Raw genomic sequence first — 17,867 nt, 5'->3', positions numbered from 1 at the left:
CTCAGGCGACGGTGAACGAGCGGTCGGTCAGGACGATCGGCTCGCCGTCGGTGACCGCGATCGTGTGCTCCATGTGGGCGCCTCTCGAACCGTCGGCGCTGCGCAGCGTCCAGCCGTCGGGGTCGTAGCGGATCTCGTCGGTGGTGTGCAGGAACCACGGCTCGATCGCGATGACCAGGCCCGGCTTGAGCTTCAGGCCCCGGCCGGGGCGGCCGTCGTTGGGCACCTGCGGGTCGCCGTGCATCTCGCGGCCGACGCCGTGCCCGCCGAAGTCGGTGTTGATCGTCAGGCCCGCGGCCCTGGCGACCTCGGCGATCGCCGCGGAGACGTCGCCGAGCTTGTTCTCCGGACGGGCCGCGGCGATCCCGGCCTCCAGTGCGCGCGTGGCGGTGTCGATGAGCCGGAGGTCCTCGTCCCTGGGCGTGCCGACGACGACGCTGAGAGCCGAGTCGGCCACCCAGCCGTTCACCTTCGCGGCGAAGTCGAGGCTGAGCAGGTCGCCGTCGCGCAGCCGGTAGTCGTGCGGCAGGCCGTGGAGGACCGCGTCGTTGACCGAGGTGCACAGGACCTTCCCGAACGGGCTGCCGCCGAACGACGGATGGTAGTCCACATAGCATGAGACCGCGCCCGCCTCTTCGATGCGGCGCGCGGCCAGCGCGTCCAGTTCGAGCAGGTTGACGCCGACGTCGGCGGCGCGGGCGAGCTCGGCCAGCGTCTGGGCGACGAAGCGGCCGGCGGGCCGCATCTGCTCGATCTCGGCGGTGGAGTACAGCTCGATCATGGTGGGCCTTTCAAAAGATGACGGTATTTTTATACCGGTACTATAATACCGACATGATCCGACCGCCACTGACACCCGAGGACTACGCGCGCGGGCGCGCGCTCGGTCGGGCGTTGCGGGCGGCGCGCGGCCCCCGCAGCCTCCTCGACGTCGCCGCCGAGGCCGGCGTCTCCCCCGAGACGCTCCGCAAGATCGAGACCGGGCGCATCGCCACGCCGGCGTTCTTCACCATCGTCGCGCTCTGCCGGGCCCTGGGGATCTCGGCCGACGAGCTCGCCGCCCACGAGAGCGCCGCCACGACCCAGATCACGCGCGGCGACGATCGCCTCGAGCGCAGGTGAGGGCCGCGTTAGGCTCGGGCCGTGGATGCCTCGACCCAACTTCCGACCGTAGGCGTGATCGGCGCCGGACAGCTCGCCCGCATGACCCACCAGGCGGCGATCGCCTTGGGGCAGAGCCTGCGCGTGCTGGCCGCCGACCCCGCCGAGAGCGCCGCCGCGGTCGCCGCCGACGTCAGGATCGGCGACTACCGCGAGCTCGACGACCTGCGCGACTTCGCCTCGGGCGCCACCGTCGTCACCTTCGACCACGAGCACGTCCCGCAGAAGGCGCTGCGGGCCCTCGTCGAGGACGGCGTCGACGTCCAGCCCCGGCCCGAGGCGCTCGTGTACGCCCAGGACAAGCAGGCCATGCGCGAGCGCATCGGCGCGCTCGGCCTCCCGCAGCCGCGGTGGCGGCCGGTCGACTCCATCGCCGACGTCGAATCGTTCGGCCTGCCGTGCGTGCTCAAGGCCGCCACCGGCGGCTACGACGGCAAGGGCGTGTGGGTCGTCGAGCGGCCCGGCGACGCCCAGGCCGTCCTCGCCTCCGGGATCCGCCTCATCGCCGAGGAGCTCATGCCGCTCCAGCGGGAGCTGGCCGTCCAGGTGGCGCGCTCGCCGCGCGGTGAGACCGCCGTCTACCCCGTCGTCGAGACCGTCCAGCGCGAGGGGATCTGCACCGAGGTCATCGCCCCGGCCGCGAACCTCGACGAGGAGACCGCCGAGGCGGCCGCGGGGATCGCGCGAACCGTCGCCGAGGAACTCGGCGTGTGCGGGATGCTCGCCGTGGAGCTGTTCCAGACCGCCGAGGGCCTGTTCGTCAACGAGCTGGCGATGCGCGCGCACAACTCCGGGCATTGGACGATCGAAGGGGCCGTGACCAGCCAGTTCGAGCAGCACCTGCGGGCGGTGCTCGACTACCCGCTCGGCTCGGCCGAGCTCGCCGCGCCGGTCACGGTGATGGCCAACGTCCTCGGCGGCGAGCCCGGCGGCCCGCGCCTGGACGAGCGGCTCCAGCACCTCCTCGCCGACGACCCGGGCGCGCATGTCCACCTGTACGGCAAGGCCGTCCGGCCGGGCCGCAAGATCGGGCACGTGACGGTGTGCGGCGAGGACGTGGACGAGCTGCGGGCCCGGGCGGCACGAGCCGCCAGGTGGCTGCAAGACGGTGAGTAGGCTGTGGACATGGCTGAGCAAGCACGCGCCCGCGTCGGCGTCATCATGGGGTCCGATTCGGACTGGCCGACGATGGAGGGCGCCGCGGAGGCGCTCGCGGAGTTCGACATCCCCTTCGAGGTCCGCGTCGTCTCCGCGCACCGGACTCCCCACGCCATGCTGTCCTATGCGGACTCGGCCGCTTCGCGGGGCCTCCAGGTGGTCATCGCCGGGGCCGGCGGGGCCGCGCACCTGCCGGGCATGGTCGCCTCGGCGACGCCGCTGCCGGTGATCGGGGTGCCGGTGCCGCTGAAGCACCTCGACGGGATGGACTCGCTGCTGTCGGTCGTCCAGATGCCCGCCGGAGTGCCCGTCGCCACCGTCTCGATCGGCGGCGCGAGGAACGCGGGGCTCTTGGCGGTGCGCATCCTCGCCGCCTCGGACGAGGCGCTGCGGGAGCGGATGTCGAACTACCAGGTGGACCTGGAGCGGATGGTGTCCGAGAAGGACGCGAACCTGCGGTACAAGCTCGCCCACCCGGCGCTCTAGGGCCTGTCTTGTGAATCAGACCGGGCGTTATCCGGCCCGTTTGCCCGCTCGCTGCGTTGTCGGGGCGCCCAGATCCAACACCGGGATCTGGGCGCCCCTCCGCCTTGCGAGCGAACAAACGGACTCGGATACCGCCTCGCCCTGATTCACAAGACAGGCCCTAGAGCGCCGCGACCAGAGCGGCTGCGATGTAGAGGGCCTGCTCGGCGGCGCGCAGCGGCACCGGCGTCGGCGGCCTGCCCTGTATGAGGACGCCTCGGCGGGCGGCGGAGACGTTCGCGGGGAACATCGCGACCAGCAGCAGCGCGAGGCCGATCCCGGCGGCGGTGCGCGTGGCCGGTATCAAGACGCCGACGGCGCCCGCGAGTTCGAGGACGCCGCTGACGGTGACGAGCAGCGCGGGGGCGGGCAGCTTCGGCGGGATCATCTCGATCATCCACGCCCGGAACGAGGGCACGAAGTGGACGATGCCGGTGAGCGTGAACATGCAGAAGACGCCGACCGCGACCGAGACGGGCCAGGCGTCGAAGTGCTCCAGCCCGAAGAACCCGGCGAGCCGCGCGGCGGCGGTCCCGACGAGCAGTGCGATGAGCGGTGCCATGAGGGATCTCCTTTAATCTTGACAGTGTCAAGTCAAAGGCTAGCGCCGAAACTTGACACTGTCAGGAATGAAGTGGGCGACCCCGAATTCCTGTTGCCGCAGCGGCCGCCGAGCCGTTAGCCTCGCGCCATGTCAGCCAATGAACTGCATCCCACCGGCGGATACGAGCACGTGACGATCGCCGAGCCGGGCCGCATCGCCTACCTGGCCGGGCAGTGCCCGGTCGACGCGGAGGAGAAGGTCGTCGGCGCGGGCGACCTGGACCGCCAGATCGACCAGGTGGCGAGGAACGCCCTGGCGGCGCTGGCTTCGGTCGGCGCGAAACCGGAGGACGTGGTCCGCTCGGTGGTCTACGTGGTGAGCGCCGACAGTGGGACGGTCGGAGGCGCCTGGCACCGCTTCGCCGAGCACGCGGAACTGGGCCCGGCCTTCAAGGCGGCGAGCACGGTCGTCGGCGTGACGGCCCTCGGGTACCCGGGGCAGTTGGTAGAACTCGACCTCACCGCCCGCCTCCCAGATGCAAATTTAGAGACGCACGGACGGGGAAACTATGGCGAAACTAACACTGACGGTCGATGATGAGCTGTTGGAGCGTGTGCGCATGCGGGCGGTGAGGCTTGAGACGACTGTCGAAGCCCTGGTTCGTGACCACCTTGCCGGGCTTGCGGGTGAAAACGCCACGAGACAGGCACTCTCGGAGTTCCTCGAGTTCACTGACCAGATCTCGGCATCGAGCGCACCGAACGGTCATGACTGGAGCCGCGAGGGCCTACGGGAGCTGCTCGACGGGCACATCGAGCGCCATGGTGAGTTCAACGGTGGGAAGATGACGAAGGCGCGTGAAGTGCTGTATCGATCGGAATCCGGCCAGGAAAACTCGTGAGCTTCCCGGCGACCCCAACTTGTGTCGTAAACACGACAAGGCCGTTTCCAGACCCGGATCTTCTTCGTTCTAGCGGATGGTGCGCACTCCGAGGACGAGGAAGCAGGATCCGTGAAGCAGAAGCAACTGCTCGATGAACTCCGAGCGATAGCCAGGGAAAAGAGCGCTACGCTGGAGTTTGTCAGGCATGGCGGCAATCATGACCACTACGAGATACGGTGCACAAGACTTATCGTGCCACGGCATCGTGAAATACCAGAGCACACCGCTCGTGGCATCATCCGGACGGCGAAGGGAGCCTAGCGTGAAGGCTTATACCGCGATCGTGGGACCGCGTGATGGTGAGTGGTTCCCCGTGGAGGTGCCAGAGGTCCCAGGCGTTTTCACTCAAGGGCGTGATCTGGTCGAAGTCGAGGAGATGGCTCGTGAAGCGATCTCGATGATGCTCGATGTGCCGATCGGTGAGATCGCCATTCGCATCGATGATCAGCGTTTGCAGATTGCCTAAATCTCCGAGCAGAGGACGGCCGCATGGAGATCCCGGAAGTGCCGGGCGCGTCTTCACGCAGGGGCGCGACCTGGTCGAAGTCGAGGAGATGGCTCGTGAAGCGGTCTCGATGATGCTCGATGTGCCGAGCAGTGAGATCGCCGTCCGTATCGAGGACCGGCGTCACCAGCTCGCGCAGGGGGAGAACCGGGGCACGGCATCCCTGCGGGAACTGCTCGATGCTCATGTGGCGAAGCACGGCGAGTTCAGCGCGGAGGAGCTGGCGGAGGCGCGCAAGGCGCTGTACTGCTGAGCGCCTGTCAGGTCTCTTGACAGAGGACCGCCACGTGGCGCTCGCCCAACCTGGTCGCCACCAGGGTCGCCTCGTTCGGGCCCTTCAGCTTCAACTGCTTCCTCAAGTCCGCCGGGACGATTCCCGTCCCCCTCTGCTTGATCGTCAGCCTGCCGATCCTCCGCTCCGCCAGCAGTCCCCGCAGCTTCTTCGGATTGAGCGGCCAGACCTCCTCGACCTTCCACGCCCTCGCGAACGGCGTCGCCCGCAATTCGTCGGCGTACAGGTAGGCGATGTCCTCGTGGCCCGTGTGCGCCTCCAGCCCCTCCGCCAGCTCGGCCACCAGGCCCGCCCTGATCACCGCTCCGTCCGGCTCGTACAGGTACGCCGCGACCTCGCCGGTCTCGGCCCGCGCCCGACCCGTGCCGGTCATCTCGTGCCACGCGCCGTCCCTGCGCACGCTCGCCCTTCGCCTGACCTCCGCAGCCTCGCCCAGCCACAGGCACGCCTCGACCACGTCCCGGTCCACCGAGACCCACTCCGCCTCGGCGCCCTCCCGGTCCACCCACTCGTGCCCGATCCCCGGGCCCAGCTTCACCGCCGCGAACCGCGCGCCTTCCAGCCGCTCCAGCAGCCCGTCCAGCGGCGGCGAGTATGCCGCCGGATCGAACGACCGCCCTGCCGTGCTCCGCCTCGCCGGGTCCGCGAACACCGCCTCACCGAGACCGACCTCCAGGGCGTCCCCGACCCGCACCCGCACGTCCAGGCCCAGCGCCTCGGCGTTCGCCCTCGCCACCTCGGCCGTCGCCTCGTCGGCGTCGACCGCCTCGACCTCCAGGCCCGCCTCGGCGAACGCCAGCGCGTCCGTCCCGATCCCGCAGCACAGGTCGGTCACCTCGCCCGCGCCTTCCGCGAACCTCGCGGCCCTGCGCGCCGCCACCGGCCACCGCGTCGCCTGCTCCAGGCCCGCCCGCGTGAAGTACATCCGAGCGGCCCGCTCGCCGAACTTCGCCCGCGCGCCCCGCCGCAGGTCCGCCAGCGTCAGCGCCGCCGCCGCGAGCTCCGGGCCGGTCCCGTCCTTCCGCAGCGCCAGCGCCGCCCGGTCACCCTCGGCCTCCAAGGCCTCGGCCGCCCTCCGCTGCAATTCGGGGTCGGTGCGCAATGCGGCGAGCAGTCCGGTGTCCACGCCACCCATGATCCCCCATGATTTCGCCCAGCCGCATTGACGCCCCCACCTGCGCGAATCATCATCCGCCTTAGCACTCGCAGACCGCGATTGCTAAGTGTTAGCATCGGCTTGGCACTCTCGCATCGAGAGTGCCAGTAGCCACGGGCCGGTGCCTCGGCACCCGCGACGACGAGACCCGCGCTGTCGTGGCAGTTCATCGCAACTGTGACACCTGAGGAGAAGACCAAGTGAGCAAGGCTGCTATCCGGCCGCTGGGCGACCGCATCGTCGTCCAGGCCAACGAGGCCGAGACCACCACTGCTTCCGGCATCGTCATCCCCGACACCGCCAAGGAGAAGCCCCAGGAGGGCACCGTCCTGGCCGTCGGTCCGGGCACCTTCGACGACAAGGGCAACCGCATCCCCGTCGACGTCAACGTCGGCGACGTGGTCATCTACTCCAAGTACGGCGGCACCGAGGTCAAGTACGCCGGCGAGGAGTACCTCGTCCTGTCGTCCCGCGACGTTCTCGCCGTCGTCGAGCAGTAACGACGCCCGGGGCCCCTCGCAGTCATGTAGGGGCCCCTTCGTGCTCTCCGCTCGACTGAGGAAGGGAAACCCATGCCGAAGATTCTGAACTTCGCCGAGGACGCGCGCGGCGAGCTGCTGCGCGGCATCGACGAGCTCGCCGACACCGTCAAGGTCACGCTCGGCCCGAAAGGCCGCAACGTGGTCCTCGAGCGCTCCTTCGGGGCGCCGATCATCACCAACGACGGCGTCACCATCGCCAAGGAGATCGAGCTCTCCGACCCGTACGCCAACCTCGGCGCGCAGTTGGTCAAGGAGGTCGCCACCAAGACCAACGACGTCGCCGGCGACGGCACCACCACCGCCACGGTCCTGGCCCAGAAGATGAGCCGGGCCGGCATCAAGGCGGTCACCGCCGGGGCCAACCCGGTGGCCATCCGCAAGGGCATCGAGGCGGCCGCGCAGGCCGTCTCCGACGAGCTGCTGAACCAGGCCGTCCAGATCTCCGACCACGAGAACATCGCGCATGTCGCGGCGATCTCGGCGCAGGACCCGGAGATCGGCGAGCTCATCGCGAAGGCCATGGACACCGTCGGCGTCGACGGCGTCATCTCGATCGAGGACGGCTCCGGCCTGGAGACCGTGCTCGAGGTCACCGAGGGCATGCAGTTCGACAAGGGCTTCATCTCGCCGAACTTCATCAACGACCAGGACTCGCGCCAGACGGTCTTCGAAGACCCGTACATCCTCATCGCCAACAGCAAGGTCTCCTCGATCGAGGACCTGCTGCCGGTGCTGGAGAAGGTCATCGAGTCCTCCAAGCCGCTCCTGATCATCGCCGAGGACGTCGAGGGCCAGGCCCTCGCCACCCTGACGGTCAACGCCCTGCGCGGCACCCTGAAGGTCTGCGCGGTCAAGGCCCCGGCGTTCGGCGACCGCCGCAAGGCGATCCTGGGCGACATCGCGGCGCTGACCGGCGCCGAGGTCATCTCCTCGGAGATCGGCCTCGACCTGAAGATGGCCGACCTGACGCACCTGGGCTCGGCCCGCCGCGTCACGGTCACCAAGGACGCCACGACGATCGTCGACGGCGCCGGCGCGAAGGACGAGGTCCAGGCCAGGATCGCGCAGATCCGCAAGCAGGCCGAGCAGACCGACTCCTCGTGGGACCGCGAGAAGCTCGAAGAGCGCCTGGCGAAGCTGTCCGGCGGCGTCGCCGTCGTCCAGGTCGGCGCCGCCACCGAGGTGGAGCTCAAGGAGCGCAAGCACCGCATCGAGGACGCCGTGAACGCGACGAAGGCCGCGGTCGAGGAGGGCATCGTCGCCGGCGGCGGCGCGGCCCTGCTGCACGCGGCCGCCGTGCTTGAGAAGGTCGAGCTCGAGGACCCCGAGGCCCGCGTGGGCATCAGGATCGTCGACGAGGCCCTCTCGGAGCCGCTGCGCCGCATCGCGATCAACGCGGGCGCCCGCGGCGACGTCATCGTCGAGGCCGTGGCGGCCAAGGGCCCGCGCGAGGGCTGGAACGCCGCCACCGGCGAGTACGAGGACCTCGTCTCGGCGGGCATCATCGACCCGGTGAAGGTCGCGCGCAACGCGCTGCTCAACGCCGGCTCGATCGTGGGCATGCTGCTGACGACCGAGGTGACGATCGTCGACAAGCCCGAAGAGGAAGAGGACGACCACGGCCACTCGCACTCGCATTCGCACGGCCACGGGCACTCCCACTCGCACTAGCGAACGCCTCCGGCCCTGCTGAACCGGGTCCACGAAGGTTGAGGGCCGCCGATTCGTCGGCGGCCCTCAACCGTTCGCGAGACCCGCTAGTGTCAATATCCCGACAGTTCCTCGCGCGACTGTCGGGAACCCGATAGAGTTCAAGTGCCTTCGCGGCCTTTGGGGATCGGAGCCGCGAAGGCACTTTTCATTCCCCTTCCAGAACGCGCATTCGAAGCCGGAAATCCTTGCGGCCCAAGGCATTCGGGGCACTTCCACTCCCATCAGCCGCTCTGGCGGACCTTCAGTTCGCGCATCCGGTTCAGCGCCGCCGCCACCTCGTGGCGCCTCGGGACCGCCAGGTCCACATTCCGCACCTCCAGCAGCTCGGCCGTGCCGCCCTCGTCGAGCGCCGCCTCCAACCGGTCCAGCGCCTCGGCGACCGTGGCCCGCCCGTCGATCCACCCGCGGCGCAGCGCCGCCTCGACGGCCAGGCCGATCCCGACGGTCATCGACTGGTCGGTGATCTGCTCGACCGCGCGCACGTCCACATCGGCCGCGCCGAAGCGGAGCGAGTCCGTGCCGCCGGCGCGGATCTTCTGCTTGCCCCTGAACTCGGAGGACACCGAGCCCGGCTCGATCACGCGCGGCCTGGGCATCGTGAAGGCGTCGGCCTCGGCGACGCGGCCGGTCGGCTCGGCGGCCAGCGCCTTCGCCCGCTCGGTGACGTCCTCGGGCCGGTAGGCGTCCATCATCACCACCCGGTCGGCGACGTCCATGTAGTCGCCCGAGCCGCCCATGACGAGCACCGTCGAGACGCCGTGGTCGTCGGCCATCGAGCGGATGAGGTCCACCAGCGGTGTGAGCGGCTCGCGGTCCTTGGCGACCAGCTCCTGCATCCGCGCGTCGCGGATCATCAGGTTCGTGGCGGCGGTGTCCTCGTCGATGAGCAGCAGACGCGAGCCCGCCTCGAGCGACTCGACGATCGACGCGGCCTGCGAGGTCGAACCGGAGGCGTTCTCGGTGGTGAAGTGCCGCGTGTCGTCGCCCGAAGGCAGGTGGTCGACGAAGGCGTGCACGTCGACGCCGGTGGCGGCGCGCCCGTCCTCGGCGCGGATCTTGACCGCCGACGGGTCGGCGACGACCAGCTCGCGCCCGTCGCCGGGAATGTGGTCCCACACCCCGGCCTCCAAGGCCCGCAGCAGGGTCGACTTGCCGTGGAAGCCGCCGCCGACGACGAGCGTGACGCCGGGGCCGATGCCCATGCCGCGCACCGTCCCGGCGTGCGGCAGCTCGATCCGGACGGCCATCGACTCGGGGCTGGTGAACGGCACGCCGCCCTCCATGGGGCGCTGGTCGACGCCGGAGCGGCGCGGCAGCTCCGATCCGTCGGCGACGAACGCGACCAGTCCCCGCTCGGCGACGGCCCGGCGCAGCGCCTCGGCGTCGTCGGCGCATCGCGTCCACCGCGCGGCCTCGTCCTCGCCGACGCTCAAGGCCGCGTCGGCGGCGTCGGGGAGCGCCTCGCACAGCAGCCGGGCCGCTCCGCGGCCGTCGATGCGCCTGCCGCGGCCGGGGAACTGCGCGCCGAGCCGGAACACCACCGATCCGTCCGCGCCGACCTCGCACGAGGACCGGCGCAGGATCTCCTGCCCGCCCGCGTCGATCCGGAGGTCCTTGGTGCGGCAGGCCGCCCGGAACCGCTTCGCCAGCAGCACGGCGAGCGCGCGGCGCCTCGCCTCGGTCGCGAACCAGTCCTCGATGAGGTCGGCCTGCTCGGAATCGAATGCGAGTGCGACTCTGCTGGGAGGAGCAAAGGGGTCGGATTGGACTTTTATGACGTGGAGTATCGCGTCAGTTGTCCACCATTTGCCACGCAACGATTTGTACCGGCCGTAACTCGCACCCTCCAGGGCCGTTAGTTCGTTAGACAGGTCATGGCGAGGTGGATATGAATGATGGTCATCAATCGAGCGAGACTCGGCCCTGCGGTGCCGTCGCCCGCCTCTTCGTTCAGCCATGCGCACAGTCTCCCATCGGGGCGCGGGGTCTTCGCGGACCTGAGCCCGAACCGTACGCGCCCGTGCCCTGCCCCGGAAACCCACAGAAATCACTCGAAAAAATCTGCGCGATCAGCGTCATGGCGGCAGAGCCGCTGCGTACCTCATCTGAGAGACACATTCGGCCTACCGCATCGAAAGGTAGAAAAACGTGAGAACCGTACTGGTCTGTGTTAAGACTCCTCAAGCGGGGCAGAAGATCTCCGCGTGTGCGACCCGAATGGGCCTGGCACAGGCGGTCAAGACCGTCGAGGGCTCCACCGAGCTCTTCGTCGAACTCGGCAGGCGCCAGGTCGACGTCGTGCTGGTCGACGTCGGGCTCGCCGCGCCCGATCCCGTCAAGTTCACCAAGCTCGTCCGCGCCAGGTCCCCCCGGACCGGCGTCCTCCTGTCCGGCGCCGCCGACCCCCGCACCGCCGCGATGGTCGTCGCCGCCGGAGCCAGGGGCGTCATCCGCACGCCGTCGAACAACTCCGACGACCTGCTCGTCGCACTCGCGCAGGCGATCATGTTCGCCTCGCCGACGCTCGTCCGCGCCACCGAGGCCGTCCCCCGGCAGCGCTCGACGCTCCAGGGCATGAAGCTGACCGAGCGCGAGCTCCAGGTGCTGCGGGGGATGAGCGAAGGGAAGTCGAACGCCGAGATCGGCCGGGACCTGTTCGTCTCGGAGGACACCGTCAAGACCCACGCGCGGCGCATGTTCCGCAAGCTCGGCGCCCGCGACCGCGCGCACGCCGTCGCGGAGGCGTTCCGCTCGGGCCTGGTGTGCTAGAACGCGGTCCGGCAGGGACGGCGCGGCAGCACTGAACGAAGGCGCGGACGGCACCGGCAGGGTCACCGCCGTGCCCGAACGTGGACGGCGAACGCCACCGCCGCCTCCAGCAGAGCCTCATCACTCCCCGGAGAGACGACGAGCTGGAGCCCGAGCGGCAGACCGGTGACCTCGCCCGCCGGCAGGGCGACGGCGGGAGCGCCGGACAGGCCCGCCGGGCACGTCAGACGCACGATCGCCTCGCGGTCGAGCGCGTCGAAGCCTCCATGCGTCTCCTGGTCCAGCATCGGAGCCGGTCCGGGCGCGGCGGGCAGCGCGAGTGCGGCGCCGCCTGCGAGCCGTTCCCCCAGCAGATCGGCGACCCGTTCGCGGTGGCGGGTCGCTCGATCGCGGTCGTCCTCGGTCAGGCGGGCGGCGTTCGCGAACCGCGCGGCGACGCCGGGCCCGAACTCGGGGGAGGACGCCTCGATCCACGCGCCGTGGGTCTGCCACGCCTCGTACGCCTGGATGGTCGTGTACGTGACGCGCGCCCGCTCGAGCTCGTCCGCGTCCTCGAACAGCGGGGCGCGGTCGATCGCGACGCCGAGCGCCGAGGCGAGCCGTTCGACGGCCGGTGCGAGCACCGCCCGCGTCTCGGTCCGCGCCGCCTCCCAGACGTCCCGCGGCGCCAGGATCCGCGCGATCGGAGCCGGTCGCCGCGGCTCGCCGAGGAGCGCCGCCGAAGCCGTGCGAAGCGTCTCGGCGTCCCTGGTGATGACGCCCGCGGTGTCGAACGACGCCGAGAGCGGCACGACGCCGTCGAGCGGGACGCGGCCGTGGCTGGGGCGCAGCCCGAACAGGCCGCAGTAGGAGGCGGGGACGCGGATGGAGCCGCCGGTGTCGGTGCCCAGGCCGATGTCGGCCAGCCCGAGCGCCACCGCCGAGGCCGAACCGGACGAGGAGCCGCCGGGCAGGCGGCCCGGCGCCGCCGGGTTCTCGGGGGTGCCGTAGTGGGCGTTGGAGCCGTTGAGGCTCCACGCCAGCTCGTCGGTGATCGTCTTGCCGACCAGGCTCGCCCCGGCCGCGCGCAGCCGCGCGACCGCCTCGGCGTCGGCCTCCGGGACGCCGTGGGTCTCGATCCAGCGCGGGTTGCCCGCGCCGGTCGGCGTCCCGGCGACGTCGAACAGGTCCTTGACGGCCAGCCGCAGCCCCGTGAGCGGCCCGGCGGGCGCCCTGTGCAGCTGGACGGCGTCGGGTTCCCGCAAGGGGATCCACGGGACGAACGGGTCGGTCACGGTTCGGCTCCTTGGGCGAGGGACGCGGTGGACGCCCTCGACGATGTCAACGCCGCCGCGTTCGCGCAAGCGCGCCGCGCGGGGAACCGCGTCGCGGGGCCGTCACGTTCGGGGGATAAACCCACGGCGCTCGATCCTATAGGATCTGGCGGCGCCGCTCACCGGCGCGCCGTCACTCCGCTTGGCCGCCGTGCTGCCTGATCCAGCAGTCCGAGAACCCGCGCGCGTAGTCCCACGTCACATAGTGGCTCGGGTCGGGCTCGAAGGCCGGTTCGTGGACCTGCACGCTGTTCTCCTTGAGCAGGCTGCGCAGGTTCGACATCAGCAGGCCCCACGTGAAGTAGTGGGGTTCGTCGCAGTCGGCGCAGTCGACGACCACGCCTCGGAATCCGAGCGGTTGCAGCACCTGCTCGAACAGCTCGAGCTCGTGGAGGTCTTCCAGCAGATCAGCGCGGTCCGCGTCGTCCAACTCCGGCTCGAACAGCATGGACGCGTCCGTGTGTTCGGGATCGTCGGCGAACGGGTCGCGAGGCTCCTCATGCACGCCTCCAGCCTATCGCCCGAACGCCCGTAGGCCATCCCGCAGCGTGCGCGGCGCTTGCCGCCTCGCCCTACTATGAGCGCCAGGCATCTCAAGGCGAGCCAGGCGGTCATCGGAACACATGAGCGCCGAACGGAACACAGCGAACACTCAGAGGAGACAGCGATGGACGACTTCATCGAGAACGCCGAGGACACCTTCCACGACGCCGTCGACGGCGTCGCCGACGCCATCCCCGACGACGCCGGCGAGGTCTGGGACAGCGTGGCCGACGGCGCCTCCGAGGCCTGGGACACCGTGTCCGAGGAAGCCGGAGAGCTGTTCGAGTAGACCTCGCCGCGGGGCGGGCCCGGCCCGCCCCGCGACGCCGCCGAGATGGCAGGCGAATCACACCCCACCGCGCCGTGTGCGACTTCGGGCCCCACCGGCAACCCCACTACCATTGCTCCATGGCGTTCTCAGGGGATTTCGGAATTCAGGGGCATGAGGGGTCGACCGGGGCCCGCGTCGGAGGCACCACGGTGCCGATGGGCGCGACCGGTGGGATCCCGCTCGGCCTGACCTACGACGACGTGCTGCTGCTGCCCGGTGAATCGGAAGTGACTCCCGCCGAGGTCGACACGTCCTCCAACATCACGCGCAACATCCGCCTGTCGGTGCCGCTGCTGAGCGGCGCGATGGACACCGTCACCGAGGCCCGCATGGCCATCGCCATGGCCCGCCTCGGCGGCCTCGGCATCCTCCACCGCAACATGCCCGCCGAAGACCAGGCCCAGCAGGTGGACCTCGTCAAACGCTCCGAATCCGGCATGGTCGCCGACCCGGTGACCTGCTCGCCCTCGGACACCCTCGAACAGGTCGACAAGCTGTGCGGGCGCTACCGCATCTCCGGCCTGCCGGTGACCGACGACGACGGCCTGCTCGTGGGCATCGTCACCAACCGCGACATGCGCTTCGAGACCGACATGTCCGTCCAGGTCTCCTCCGTCATGACCTCCCGCGACCTCGTGACCGCCCGCGAGGGCGTCTCCAGCGAGGAGGCGCTCGAGCTGCTCAAGCGCAACAAGATCGAGAAGCTCCCCATCGTCGACGACACCGGCCACCTGCGGGGGCTCATCACCGTCAAGGACTTCGCCAAGCGCGAGGAGTTCCCCAACGCCACCAAGGACGACTCCGGCCGCCTGCGCGTCGGCGCCGCCATCGGCGTCGGCGAGGAGCAGTACGCGCGCGCCGGGCAGCTCGTCGAGGCCGGCGTCGACCTCCTCGTCATCGACTCCTCCCACGGCCACTCCCGCGGCGTGATCGACATGATCGCCTCGATCAGCAAGGACTTCGGCGACCGCGTCGACATCGTCGGCGGCAACATCGTCACCGCCGAGGCCGCCCAGGCGCTCATCGACGCCGGCTGCGACGGCGTCAAGGTCGGCGTCGGGCCCGGCGCCATCTGCACCACCCGCGTGGTCGCCGGCGTCGGCGCCCCGCAGGTCTCGGCGATCATGGACACCGTCCGCGTCGCCGCCGAGCGCGGCGTCCCCGTCATCGCCGACGGCGGCATCCAGTACTCCGGCGACATCGCCAAGGCCATCGTCGCCGGCGCCTCCACGGTCATGATGGGACAGCTGTTCGCCGGCTGCGCCGAGAGCCCCGGCGAGCTGATCTACATGAACGGCAAGCAGTTCAAGTCCTACCGCGGCATGGGCTCGCTCGGCGCGATGCAGACCCGCGGGCAGGCCAAGTCGTACTCGAAGGACCGGTACTTCCAGGACGCGGTCGACGCCGACGACAAGCTCGTCCCCGAAGGGGTCGAAGGCCAGGTCCCCTATCGAGGGACTCTCGCACAGGTGGTCTATCAGCTGGTCGGGGGCCTGCGGATCGCGATGGGCTACACCGGTGCCGGTACCATCGAAGCGATGCATGAGCGCGGGCGTCTGGTCCGGATCACCGCTGCGGGCCTCAAGGAGAGCCACCCGCACGACATCCAGATGACCGTGGAAGCGCCCAACTACCACACTCGGTAGTGGGGATCTCGGTAGGAGGAGGAGCTGTGCGGGAACTGGTCGAGATCGGCCCCGGCAAGATCGTGGCGCGAGGCTGGCGGCTGTCCGAAGTGGCGCTCGTGCCGAGCCGCCGCACGCGAGACATCGACGACGTCTCGACCGAGTGGCAGCTGGACGCCTACCGGTTCGAGATCCCGGCGGTCGGGCACCCGTCGGACGCGACGATGAGCCCGGCCTCGGTCATCGAGATGGGGCGCCTGGGCGGCCTCGGCGTGCTCAACGCCGAAGGGCTGTGGTGCCGCTACGTCGACCCGACGTCGCTGCTCAAGGAGCTCGAGGAGACGCCCGCCGAGACGGCGATCGAGCGGCTCCAGGAGATGTACGCCGAGCCGGTCAAGCCCGAGCTCATCGCCGAGCGGATCGCGGAGATCCGCGCCGGCGGCGTGACCACGGCGGTGCGGGTCAGCCCGCAGCACACCCAGGAGCTCGCGCCGCTCGCGGTCGAGGCCGGGGTGGACCTGCTGGTCATCCAGGGCACGATCGTCTCCGCCGAGCACGTCTCCTCGAACGGGGACGTCCTCAACCTGAAGCAGTTCATCGCCGACCTGGACGTGCCCGTGGTCGTCGGCGGGGCCACGAACTACAAGACCGCGATGCACCTGATGCGCACCGGCGCGGCGGGCGTCATCGTCGGCGTCGGCTCCGACGACTGGTCGACCACGGACACGGTGCTCGGCATCGACGTGCCGATGGCCTCGGCGATCGTCGAGGCCGCCGCGGCGAGGCGCGACTACCTCGACGAGACCGGCGGGCGCTATGTGCACCTGATCGCCGACGGCGAGATCACCGACTCCGGCTCGATCGCGAAGGCCATCGCGTGCGGCGCGGACGCCGTGATGCTCGGCTCGGTCCTGGCCGACGCCGCCGAGTCCCCGGCCGCGGGCGCCTGGTGGCACTCGGCGGCCAGCCACCCGAAGCTGCCGCGCGGACGCTTCCGCCCCGGCGACGCGGGCGACGTGGAGGTCCCGGACCTGGAGGCGGTGCTGTACGGCCCGTCGAACTCCTCGGACGGCAGCCAGAACCTCTTCGGAGGCCTCAGGCGCGCGATGGCCAAGACCGGCTACACCACAGTGAAGGAATTCCAGAAGGCCAGCCTCGTCACGGCCTGAGCAGCAGAACCTGAGGCCTGGTCCCACCAATCGCGGACCGGGCCTCTTCGCCTGGGCGAGGCGTTGCGACCGAGGCCGTGCGCTTGAAGTCGACCGCGCACGGGAGGTGCCGATATGACGAGCAAGGAACTGCTGCATCGTCTGGTAGACGACCTCGGTGAGCCGCAGGCCGCCGAGGCGCTCATCTGGATCCGCGCCCGTTACGCGATGCCCGACTCCGCCCGTGACGATGCCGCCCTGCCCGACTGGATCGGGTCCTTCGCCTCGGGCCGAGGCGACCTCGCCGAGCTCGCTTCAACCGGTCCGCAGCATGGCGACGGATTCGATCAGGCCTGATCGTTCGAGCTGTGCGAGGACCTCTTCAGCGGTCTCCGGTGGTTTGCGCCGTGAATCCGCGATGCGCTGCACGCATCCCCAGACGCGTTTCGCATCGCGATCGACGAGGTCGATGAGGAAGTCATCAGGGCTCCACGCTTCGATACCCCACTGATCGAGGAGTTCTGCGGGAAAGTCGGACAGGTTGAACGTCACGATCACGTCCGCGCGGCAGGCGATCGCGGCCGCGAGCACATGCCGGTCATCCGGATCCGGCAGCTTCAGGCCCTCGATGAGCGGTTCGTAGTCGTAGACACCGCAGTCGCGAACAGCGGCGTTCATGCGGTCCCGCAATGTGTCGAGCTTCGAGCTCGGAACATCGGGACGCGTGCGGGCAATGGCGCGGGCCATTTCCTCGAGGATCCGGTCGGTCCACCGTCCTTGGGCCAGGCCTGCCTGCGCGAGTCTGATCATGAGCTCGCGCAAGGTGTTCGGATAAAGCACATTCGCGTCGTACAAGGCGCGGATCGGTACGCTCACGTTCCCAGTTCTTGTCCGATGTCCCCGACTTCGTCGGCGGCGCGCCGTCGCCGCTCGTCGTCGGCACGCTTGTAGGCGAGTACGGCGCTCAGCGGGACTCGGCGATGACGGCCGACTTTCCTGCACAGGATCTCGCCCCTGTCCAGCAGGCCGATGAGATATGGCCGCGAGACGCCGAGCAGCTCGGCCGCCTGTTGCGTGGTGAGCTCCGCCTCCGACGGAACGATCGACACGCCGCGGCCCTCGGCGAGCTGGCCGAGGATCTGGGCGAGCAGTGTCACGGCCGGGCGGGGGAGCACCAGCGACGGGCCATCGCACTCGACCAAGACCTCGATGGGGTCCGGTTCCTCCGGGTGCCGTCCGAGATAGTCCTTGATCCTTCGGAGCGCGCGCTCCGCCTCCTGCGTGTCCACATCGCCCGGGGCCACCGAACTGACAGCGGCGAGTACGGTCATGGTTGCCACCTCCATTCGCATTATATGAAATATTCGAAATAATCGCAAATGTATGGGCGACAGCGCCGTCTCCGCTCGAGTTGCTCGGCGTGTGAATCGGCGCCGACGTTTCAGCGGAAAGGAGACCGAACTGCGCGCTCTTCAGGGATCTGTGCTCTCGCCCACAGGTATCTGTCAGCTAGGACACGTATCCTTGCGAGCGTGAACGCCAAGATCTTTCCCATTCCCAGAAGGAGTGGGGAACAACACACCCCTACCTCGGTGTTGG

At 69.8% G+C, this 17,867-nt stretch carries 22 protein-coding genes; 14 read left to right on the top strand and 8 right to left on the bottom strand.

Annotated elements, in window-relative coordinates; translation table 11 throughout:
- Nucleotide 1: 1 nt before the first annotated feature.
- Nucleotides 2-781: a type I methionyl aminopeptidase gene (gene map / locus YWW_RS0116830; RefSeq protein WP_026931015.1), complete on the bottom strand. Its 780-nt coding sequence runs from the start codon at nucleotides 779-781 to the stop codon at nucleotides 2-4.
- A gap of 53 nt (nucleotides 782-834) precedes the next feature.
- Between map and YWW_RS31115 the strand changes: the two genes are divergently transcribed.
- The 3 genes from YWW_RS31115 to purE are packed head-to-tail and all read left to right on the top strand — an operon-like array spanning nucleotide 835 to nucleotide 2,805.
- Nucleotides 835-1,122, top strand: coding sequence for a helix-turn-helix domain-containing protein (locus tag YWW_RS31115; RefSeq protein WP_051325936.1), 288 nt, complete (start codon nucleotides 835-837; stop codon nucleotides 1,120-1,122).
- A 21-nt stretch (nucleotides 1,123-1,143) separates the two neighbouring features.
- A complete protein-coding gene (locus YWW_RS0116820; protein WP_026931014.1) occupies nucleotides 1,144-2,277 on the top strand; it encodes a 5-(carboxyamino)imidazole ribonucleotide synthase in 1,134 nt (377 codons plus the stop codon).
- Between the two features lie 9 nt (nucleotides 2,278-2,286).
- Nucleotides 2,287-2,805: a 5-(carboxyamino)imidazole ribonucleotide mutase gene (purE, locus tag YWW_RS0116815; RefSeq protein ID WP_026931013.1), complete on the top strand. Its 519-nt coding sequence runs from the start codon at nucleotides 2,287-2,289 to the stop codon at nucleotides 2,803-2,805.
- Between the two features lie 160 nt (nucleotides 2,806-2,965).
- Here the strand turns inward: purE and YWW_RS0116810 are convergent, their stop codons facing one another.
- Nucleotides 2,966-3,406, bottom strand: a complete 441-nt coding sequence (locus YWW_RS0116810) for a DoxX family protein (RefSeq protein ID WP_026931012.1) — start codon at nucleotides 3,404-3,406, stop codon at nucleotides 2,966-2,968.
- Between the two features lie 129 nt (nucleotides 3,407-3,535).
- On the opposite strand from YWW_RS0116810, the gene YWW_RS31110 reads away from it, so the two are divergent.
- The 4 genes from YWW_RS31110 (at nucleotide 3,536) to YWW_RS0116785 (ending at nucleotide 5,089) form a co-directional block, all read left to right on the top strand.
- The gene (locus YWW_RS31110; protein ID WP_051325935.1) at nucleotides 3,536-3,985 is read left to right on the top strand and encodes a RidA family protein; all 450 of its coding nucleotides are present in this window, start codon (nucleotides 3,536-3,538) and stop codon (nucleotides 3,983-3,985) included.
- Nucleotides 3,957-4,289: a hypothetical protein gene (locus YWW_RS0116800; protein ID WP_155830217.1), complete on the top strand. Its 333-nt coding sequence runs from the start codon at nucleotides 3,957-3,959 to the stop codon at nucleotides 4,287-4,289. Before YWW_RS31110 ends, YWW_RS0116800 begins: the two co-directional genes overlap by 29 nt.
- A 304-nt stretch (nucleotides 4,290-4,593) precedes the next feature.
- Nucleotides 4,594-4,797 carry a type II toxin-antitoxin system HicB family antitoxin gene (locus tag YWW_RS0116790; RefSeq protein WP_026931010.1) on the top strand — a complete coding sequence of 68 codons (204 nt, stop codon included), beginning with the start codon at nucleotides 4,594-4,596 and terminating at the stop codon, nucleotides 4,795-4,797.
- 88 nt (nucleotides 4,798-4,885) lie between these two features.
- Nucleotides 4,886-5,089 (top strand): hypothetical protein, encoded by a 204-nt coding sequence (locus YWW_RS0116785; protein ID WP_026931009.1) that lies wholly within the window; start codon nucleotides 4,886-4,888, stop codon nucleotides 5,087-5,089.
- Nucleotides 5,090-5,096: 7 nt separating this feature from the next.
- Here the strand turns inward: YWW_RS0116785 and YWW_RS37820 are convergent, their stop codons facing one another.
- Nucleotides 5,097-6,254, bottom strand: a complete 1,158-nt coding sequence (locus YWW_RS37820; RefSeq protein ID WP_026931008.1) for a class I SAM-dependent methyltransferase — start codon at nucleotides 6,252-6,254, stop codon at nucleotides 5,097-5,099.
- A 230-nt stretch (nucleotides 6,255-6,484) separates the two neighbouring features.
- Between YWW_RS37820 and groES the strand changes: the two genes are divergently transcribed.
- Nucleotides 6,485-6,784, top strand: a complete 300-nt coding sequence (gene groES / locus YWW_RS0116775; protein WP_026924764.1) for a co-chaperone GroES — start codon at nucleotides 6,485-6,487, stop codon at nucleotides 6,782-6,784.
- A gap of 72 nt (nucleotides 6,785-6,856) precedes the next feature.
- The gene (gene groL, locus YWW_RS0116770; RefSeq protein WP_026931007.1) at nucleotides 6,857-8,497 is read left to right on the top strand and encodes a chaperonin GroEL; all 1,641 of its coding nucleotides are present in this window, start codon (nucleotides 6,857-6,859) and stop codon (nucleotides 8,495-8,497) included.
- 263 nt (nucleotides 8,498-8,760) lie between these two features.
- Here the strand turns inward: groL and YWW_RS31105 are convergent, their stop codons facing one another.
- Nucleotides 8,761-10,497 (bottom strand): P-loop domain-containing protein, encoded by a 1,737-nt coding sequence (locus tag YWW_RS31105; RefSeq protein ID WP_081687534.1) that lies wholly within the window; start codon nucleotides 10,495-10,497, stop codon nucleotides 8,761-8,763.
- A gap of 190 nt (nucleotides 10,498-10,687) precedes the next feature.
- Between YWW_RS31105 and YWW_RS37440 the strand changes: the two genes are divergently transcribed.
- On the top strand, nucleotides 10,688-11,308 hold the full coding sequence (locus YWW_RS37440; RefSeq protein WP_081687533.1) for a response regulator transcription factor: 621 nt from the start codon (nucleotides 10,688-10,690) through the stop codon (nucleotides 11,306-11,308).
- A 62-nt stretch (nucleotides 11,309-11,370) separates the two neighbouring features.
- Here the strand turns inward: YWW_RS37440 and YWW_RS0116755 are convergent, their stop codons facing one another.
- Together YWW_RS0116755 and YWW_RS31100 are read right to left on the bottom strand one after the other, a co-directional pair.
- Nucleotides 11,371-12,582, bottom strand: coding sequence for an amidase (locus YWW_RS0116755; RefSeq protein WP_211228597.1), 1,212 nt, complete (start codon nucleotides 12,580-12,582; stop codon nucleotides 11,371-11,373).
- Nucleotides 12,583-12,754: 172 nt separating this feature from the next.
- Nucleotides 12,755-13,126 carry a DUF5319 family protein gene (locus tag YWW_RS31100; RefSeq protein ID WP_051325933.1) on the bottom strand — a complete coding sequence of 124 codons (372 nt, stop codon included), beginning with the start codon at nucleotides 13,124-13,126 and terminating at the stop codon, nucleotides 12,755-12,757.
- A gap of 162 nt (nucleotides 13,127-13,288) precedes the next feature.
- Here YWW_RS31100 and YWW_RS36040 point away from each other — a divergent pair, with 162 nt between their 5' ends.
- From YWW_RS36040 to YWW_RS0116730, 4 genes are all read left to right on the top strand, one after another.
- The gene (locus YWW_RS36040) at nucleotides 13,289-13,453 is read left to right on the top strand and encodes a hypothetical protein (protein ID WP_155830216.1); all 165 of its coding nucleotides are present in this window, start codon (nucleotides 13,289-13,291) and stop codon (nucleotides 13,451-13,453) included.
- 197 nt (nucleotides 13,454-13,650) lie between these two features.
- Nucleotides 13,651-15,141 (top strand): IMP dehydrogenase, encoded by a 1,491-nt coding sequence (gene guaB, locus YWW_RS0116740; protein ID WP_081687532.1) that lies wholly within the window; start codon nucleotides 13,651-13,653, stop codon nucleotides 15,139-15,141.
- 26 nt (nucleotides 15,142-15,167) lie between these two features.
- Nucleotides 15,168-16,289, top strand: a complete 1,122-nt coding sequence (locus YWW_RS0116735; protein WP_026931003.1) for a GuaB3 family IMP dehydrogenase-related protein — start codon at nucleotides 15,168-15,170, stop codon at nucleotides 16,287-16,289.
- Nucleotides 16,290-16,403: 114 nt separating this feature from the next.
- Nucleotides 16,404-16,625 (top strand): hypothetical protein, encoded by a 222-nt coding sequence (locus YWW_RS0116730; protein ID WP_026931002.1) that lies wholly within the window; start codon nucleotides 16,404-16,406, stop codon nucleotides 16,623-16,625.
- Here YWW_RS0116730 and YWW_RS0116725 read toward each other — a convergent pair.
- Both YWW_RS0116725 and YWW_RS0116720 read right to left on the bottom strand, forming a co-directional pair.
- Nucleotides 16,584-17,078, bottom strand: a complete 495-nt coding sequence (locus YWW_RS0116725; RefSeq protein ID WP_051325947.1) for a PIN domain-containing protein — start codon at nucleotides 17,076-17,078, stop codon at nucleotides 16,584-16,586. The genes YWW_RS0116730 and YWW_RS0116725 overlap by 42 nt on opposite strands.
- A gap of 62 nt (nucleotides 17,079-17,140) precedes the next feature.
- A complete protein-coding gene (locus YWW_RS0116720) occupies nucleotides 17,141-17,599 on the bottom strand; it encodes a helix-turn-helix domain-containing protein (RefSeq protein ID WP_155830215.1) in 459 nt (152 codons plus the stop codon).
- Nucleotides 17,600-17,867 lie beyond the last annotated feature (268 nt).

Source organism: Glycomyces tenuis DSM 44171, assembly GCF_000427885.1.
GTDB classification, from domain to species: Bacteria; Actinomycetota; Actinomycetes; order Mycobacteriales; family Micromonosporaceae; genus Glycomyces; species Glycomyces tenuis.
This window is presented reverse-complemented; position numbering and strand designations above follow the sequence as displayed.

What these genes read in the sequence shown, in the direction of transcription:
- map (WP_026931015.1), bottom strand. Translation starts at nt 781, where the DNA reads ATGATCGAGCTGTACTCCACCGCCGAGATCGAGCAGATGCGGCCCGCC.
- YWW_RS31115 (WP_051325936.1), top strand. Translation starts at nt 835, where the DNA reads ATGATCCGACCGCCACTGACACCCGAGGACTACGCGCGCGGGCGCGCG.
- purE (WP_026931013.1), top strand. Translation starts at nt 2,287, where the DNA reads ATGGCTGAGCAAGCACGCGCCCGCGTCGGCGTCATCATGGGGTCCGAT.
- YWW_RS0116810 (WP_026931012.1), bottom strand. Translation starts at nt 3,406, where the DNA reads ATGGCACCGCTCATCGCACTGCTCGTCGGGACCGCCGCCGCGCGGCTC.
- YWW_RS31110 (WP_051325935.1), top strand. Translation starts at nt 3,536, where the DNA reads ATGTCAGCCAATGAACTGCATCCCACCGGCGGATACGAGCACGTGACG.
- YWW_RS0116800 (WP_155830217.1), top strand. Translation starts at nt 3,957, where the DNA reads ATGGCGAAACTAACACTGACGGTCGATGATGAGCTGTTGGAGCGTGTG.
- YWW_RS0116785 (WP_026931009.1), top strand. Translation starts at nt 4,886, where the DNA reads ATGGCTCGTGAAGCGGTCTCGATGATGCTCGATGTGCCGAGCAGTGAG.
- groL (WP_026931007.1), top strand. Translation starts at nt 6,857, where the DNA reads ATGCCGAAGATTCTGAACTTCGCCGAGGACGCGCGCGGCGAGCTGCTG.
- YWW_RS31105 (WP_081687534.1), bottom strand. Translation starts at nt 10,497, where the DNA reads ATGGCTGAACGAAGAGGCGGGCGACGGCACCGCAGGGCCGAGTCTCGC.
- YWW_RS36040 (WP_155830216.1), top strand. Translation starts at nt 13,289, where the DNA reads ATGGACGACTTCATCGAGAACGCCGAGGACACCTTCCACGACGCCGTC.
- guaB (WP_081687532.1), top strand. Translation starts at nt 13,651, where the DNA reads ATGGGCGCGACCGGTGGGATCCCGCTCGGCCTGACCTACGACGACGTG.
- YWW_RS0116730 (WP_026931002.1), top strand. Translation starts at nt 16,404, where the DNA reads ATGACGAGCAAGGAACTGCTGCATCGTCTGGTAGACGACCTCGGTGAG.
- YWW_RS0116725 (WP_051325947.1), bottom strand. Translation starts at nt 17,078, where the DNA reads ATGATCAGACTCGCGCAGGCAGGCCTGGCCCAAGGACGGTGGACCGAC.
- YWW_RS0116720 (WP_155830215.1), bottom strand. Translation starts at nt 17,599, where the DNA reads ATGACCGTACTCGCCGCTGTCAGTTCGGTGGCCCCGGGCGATGTGGAC.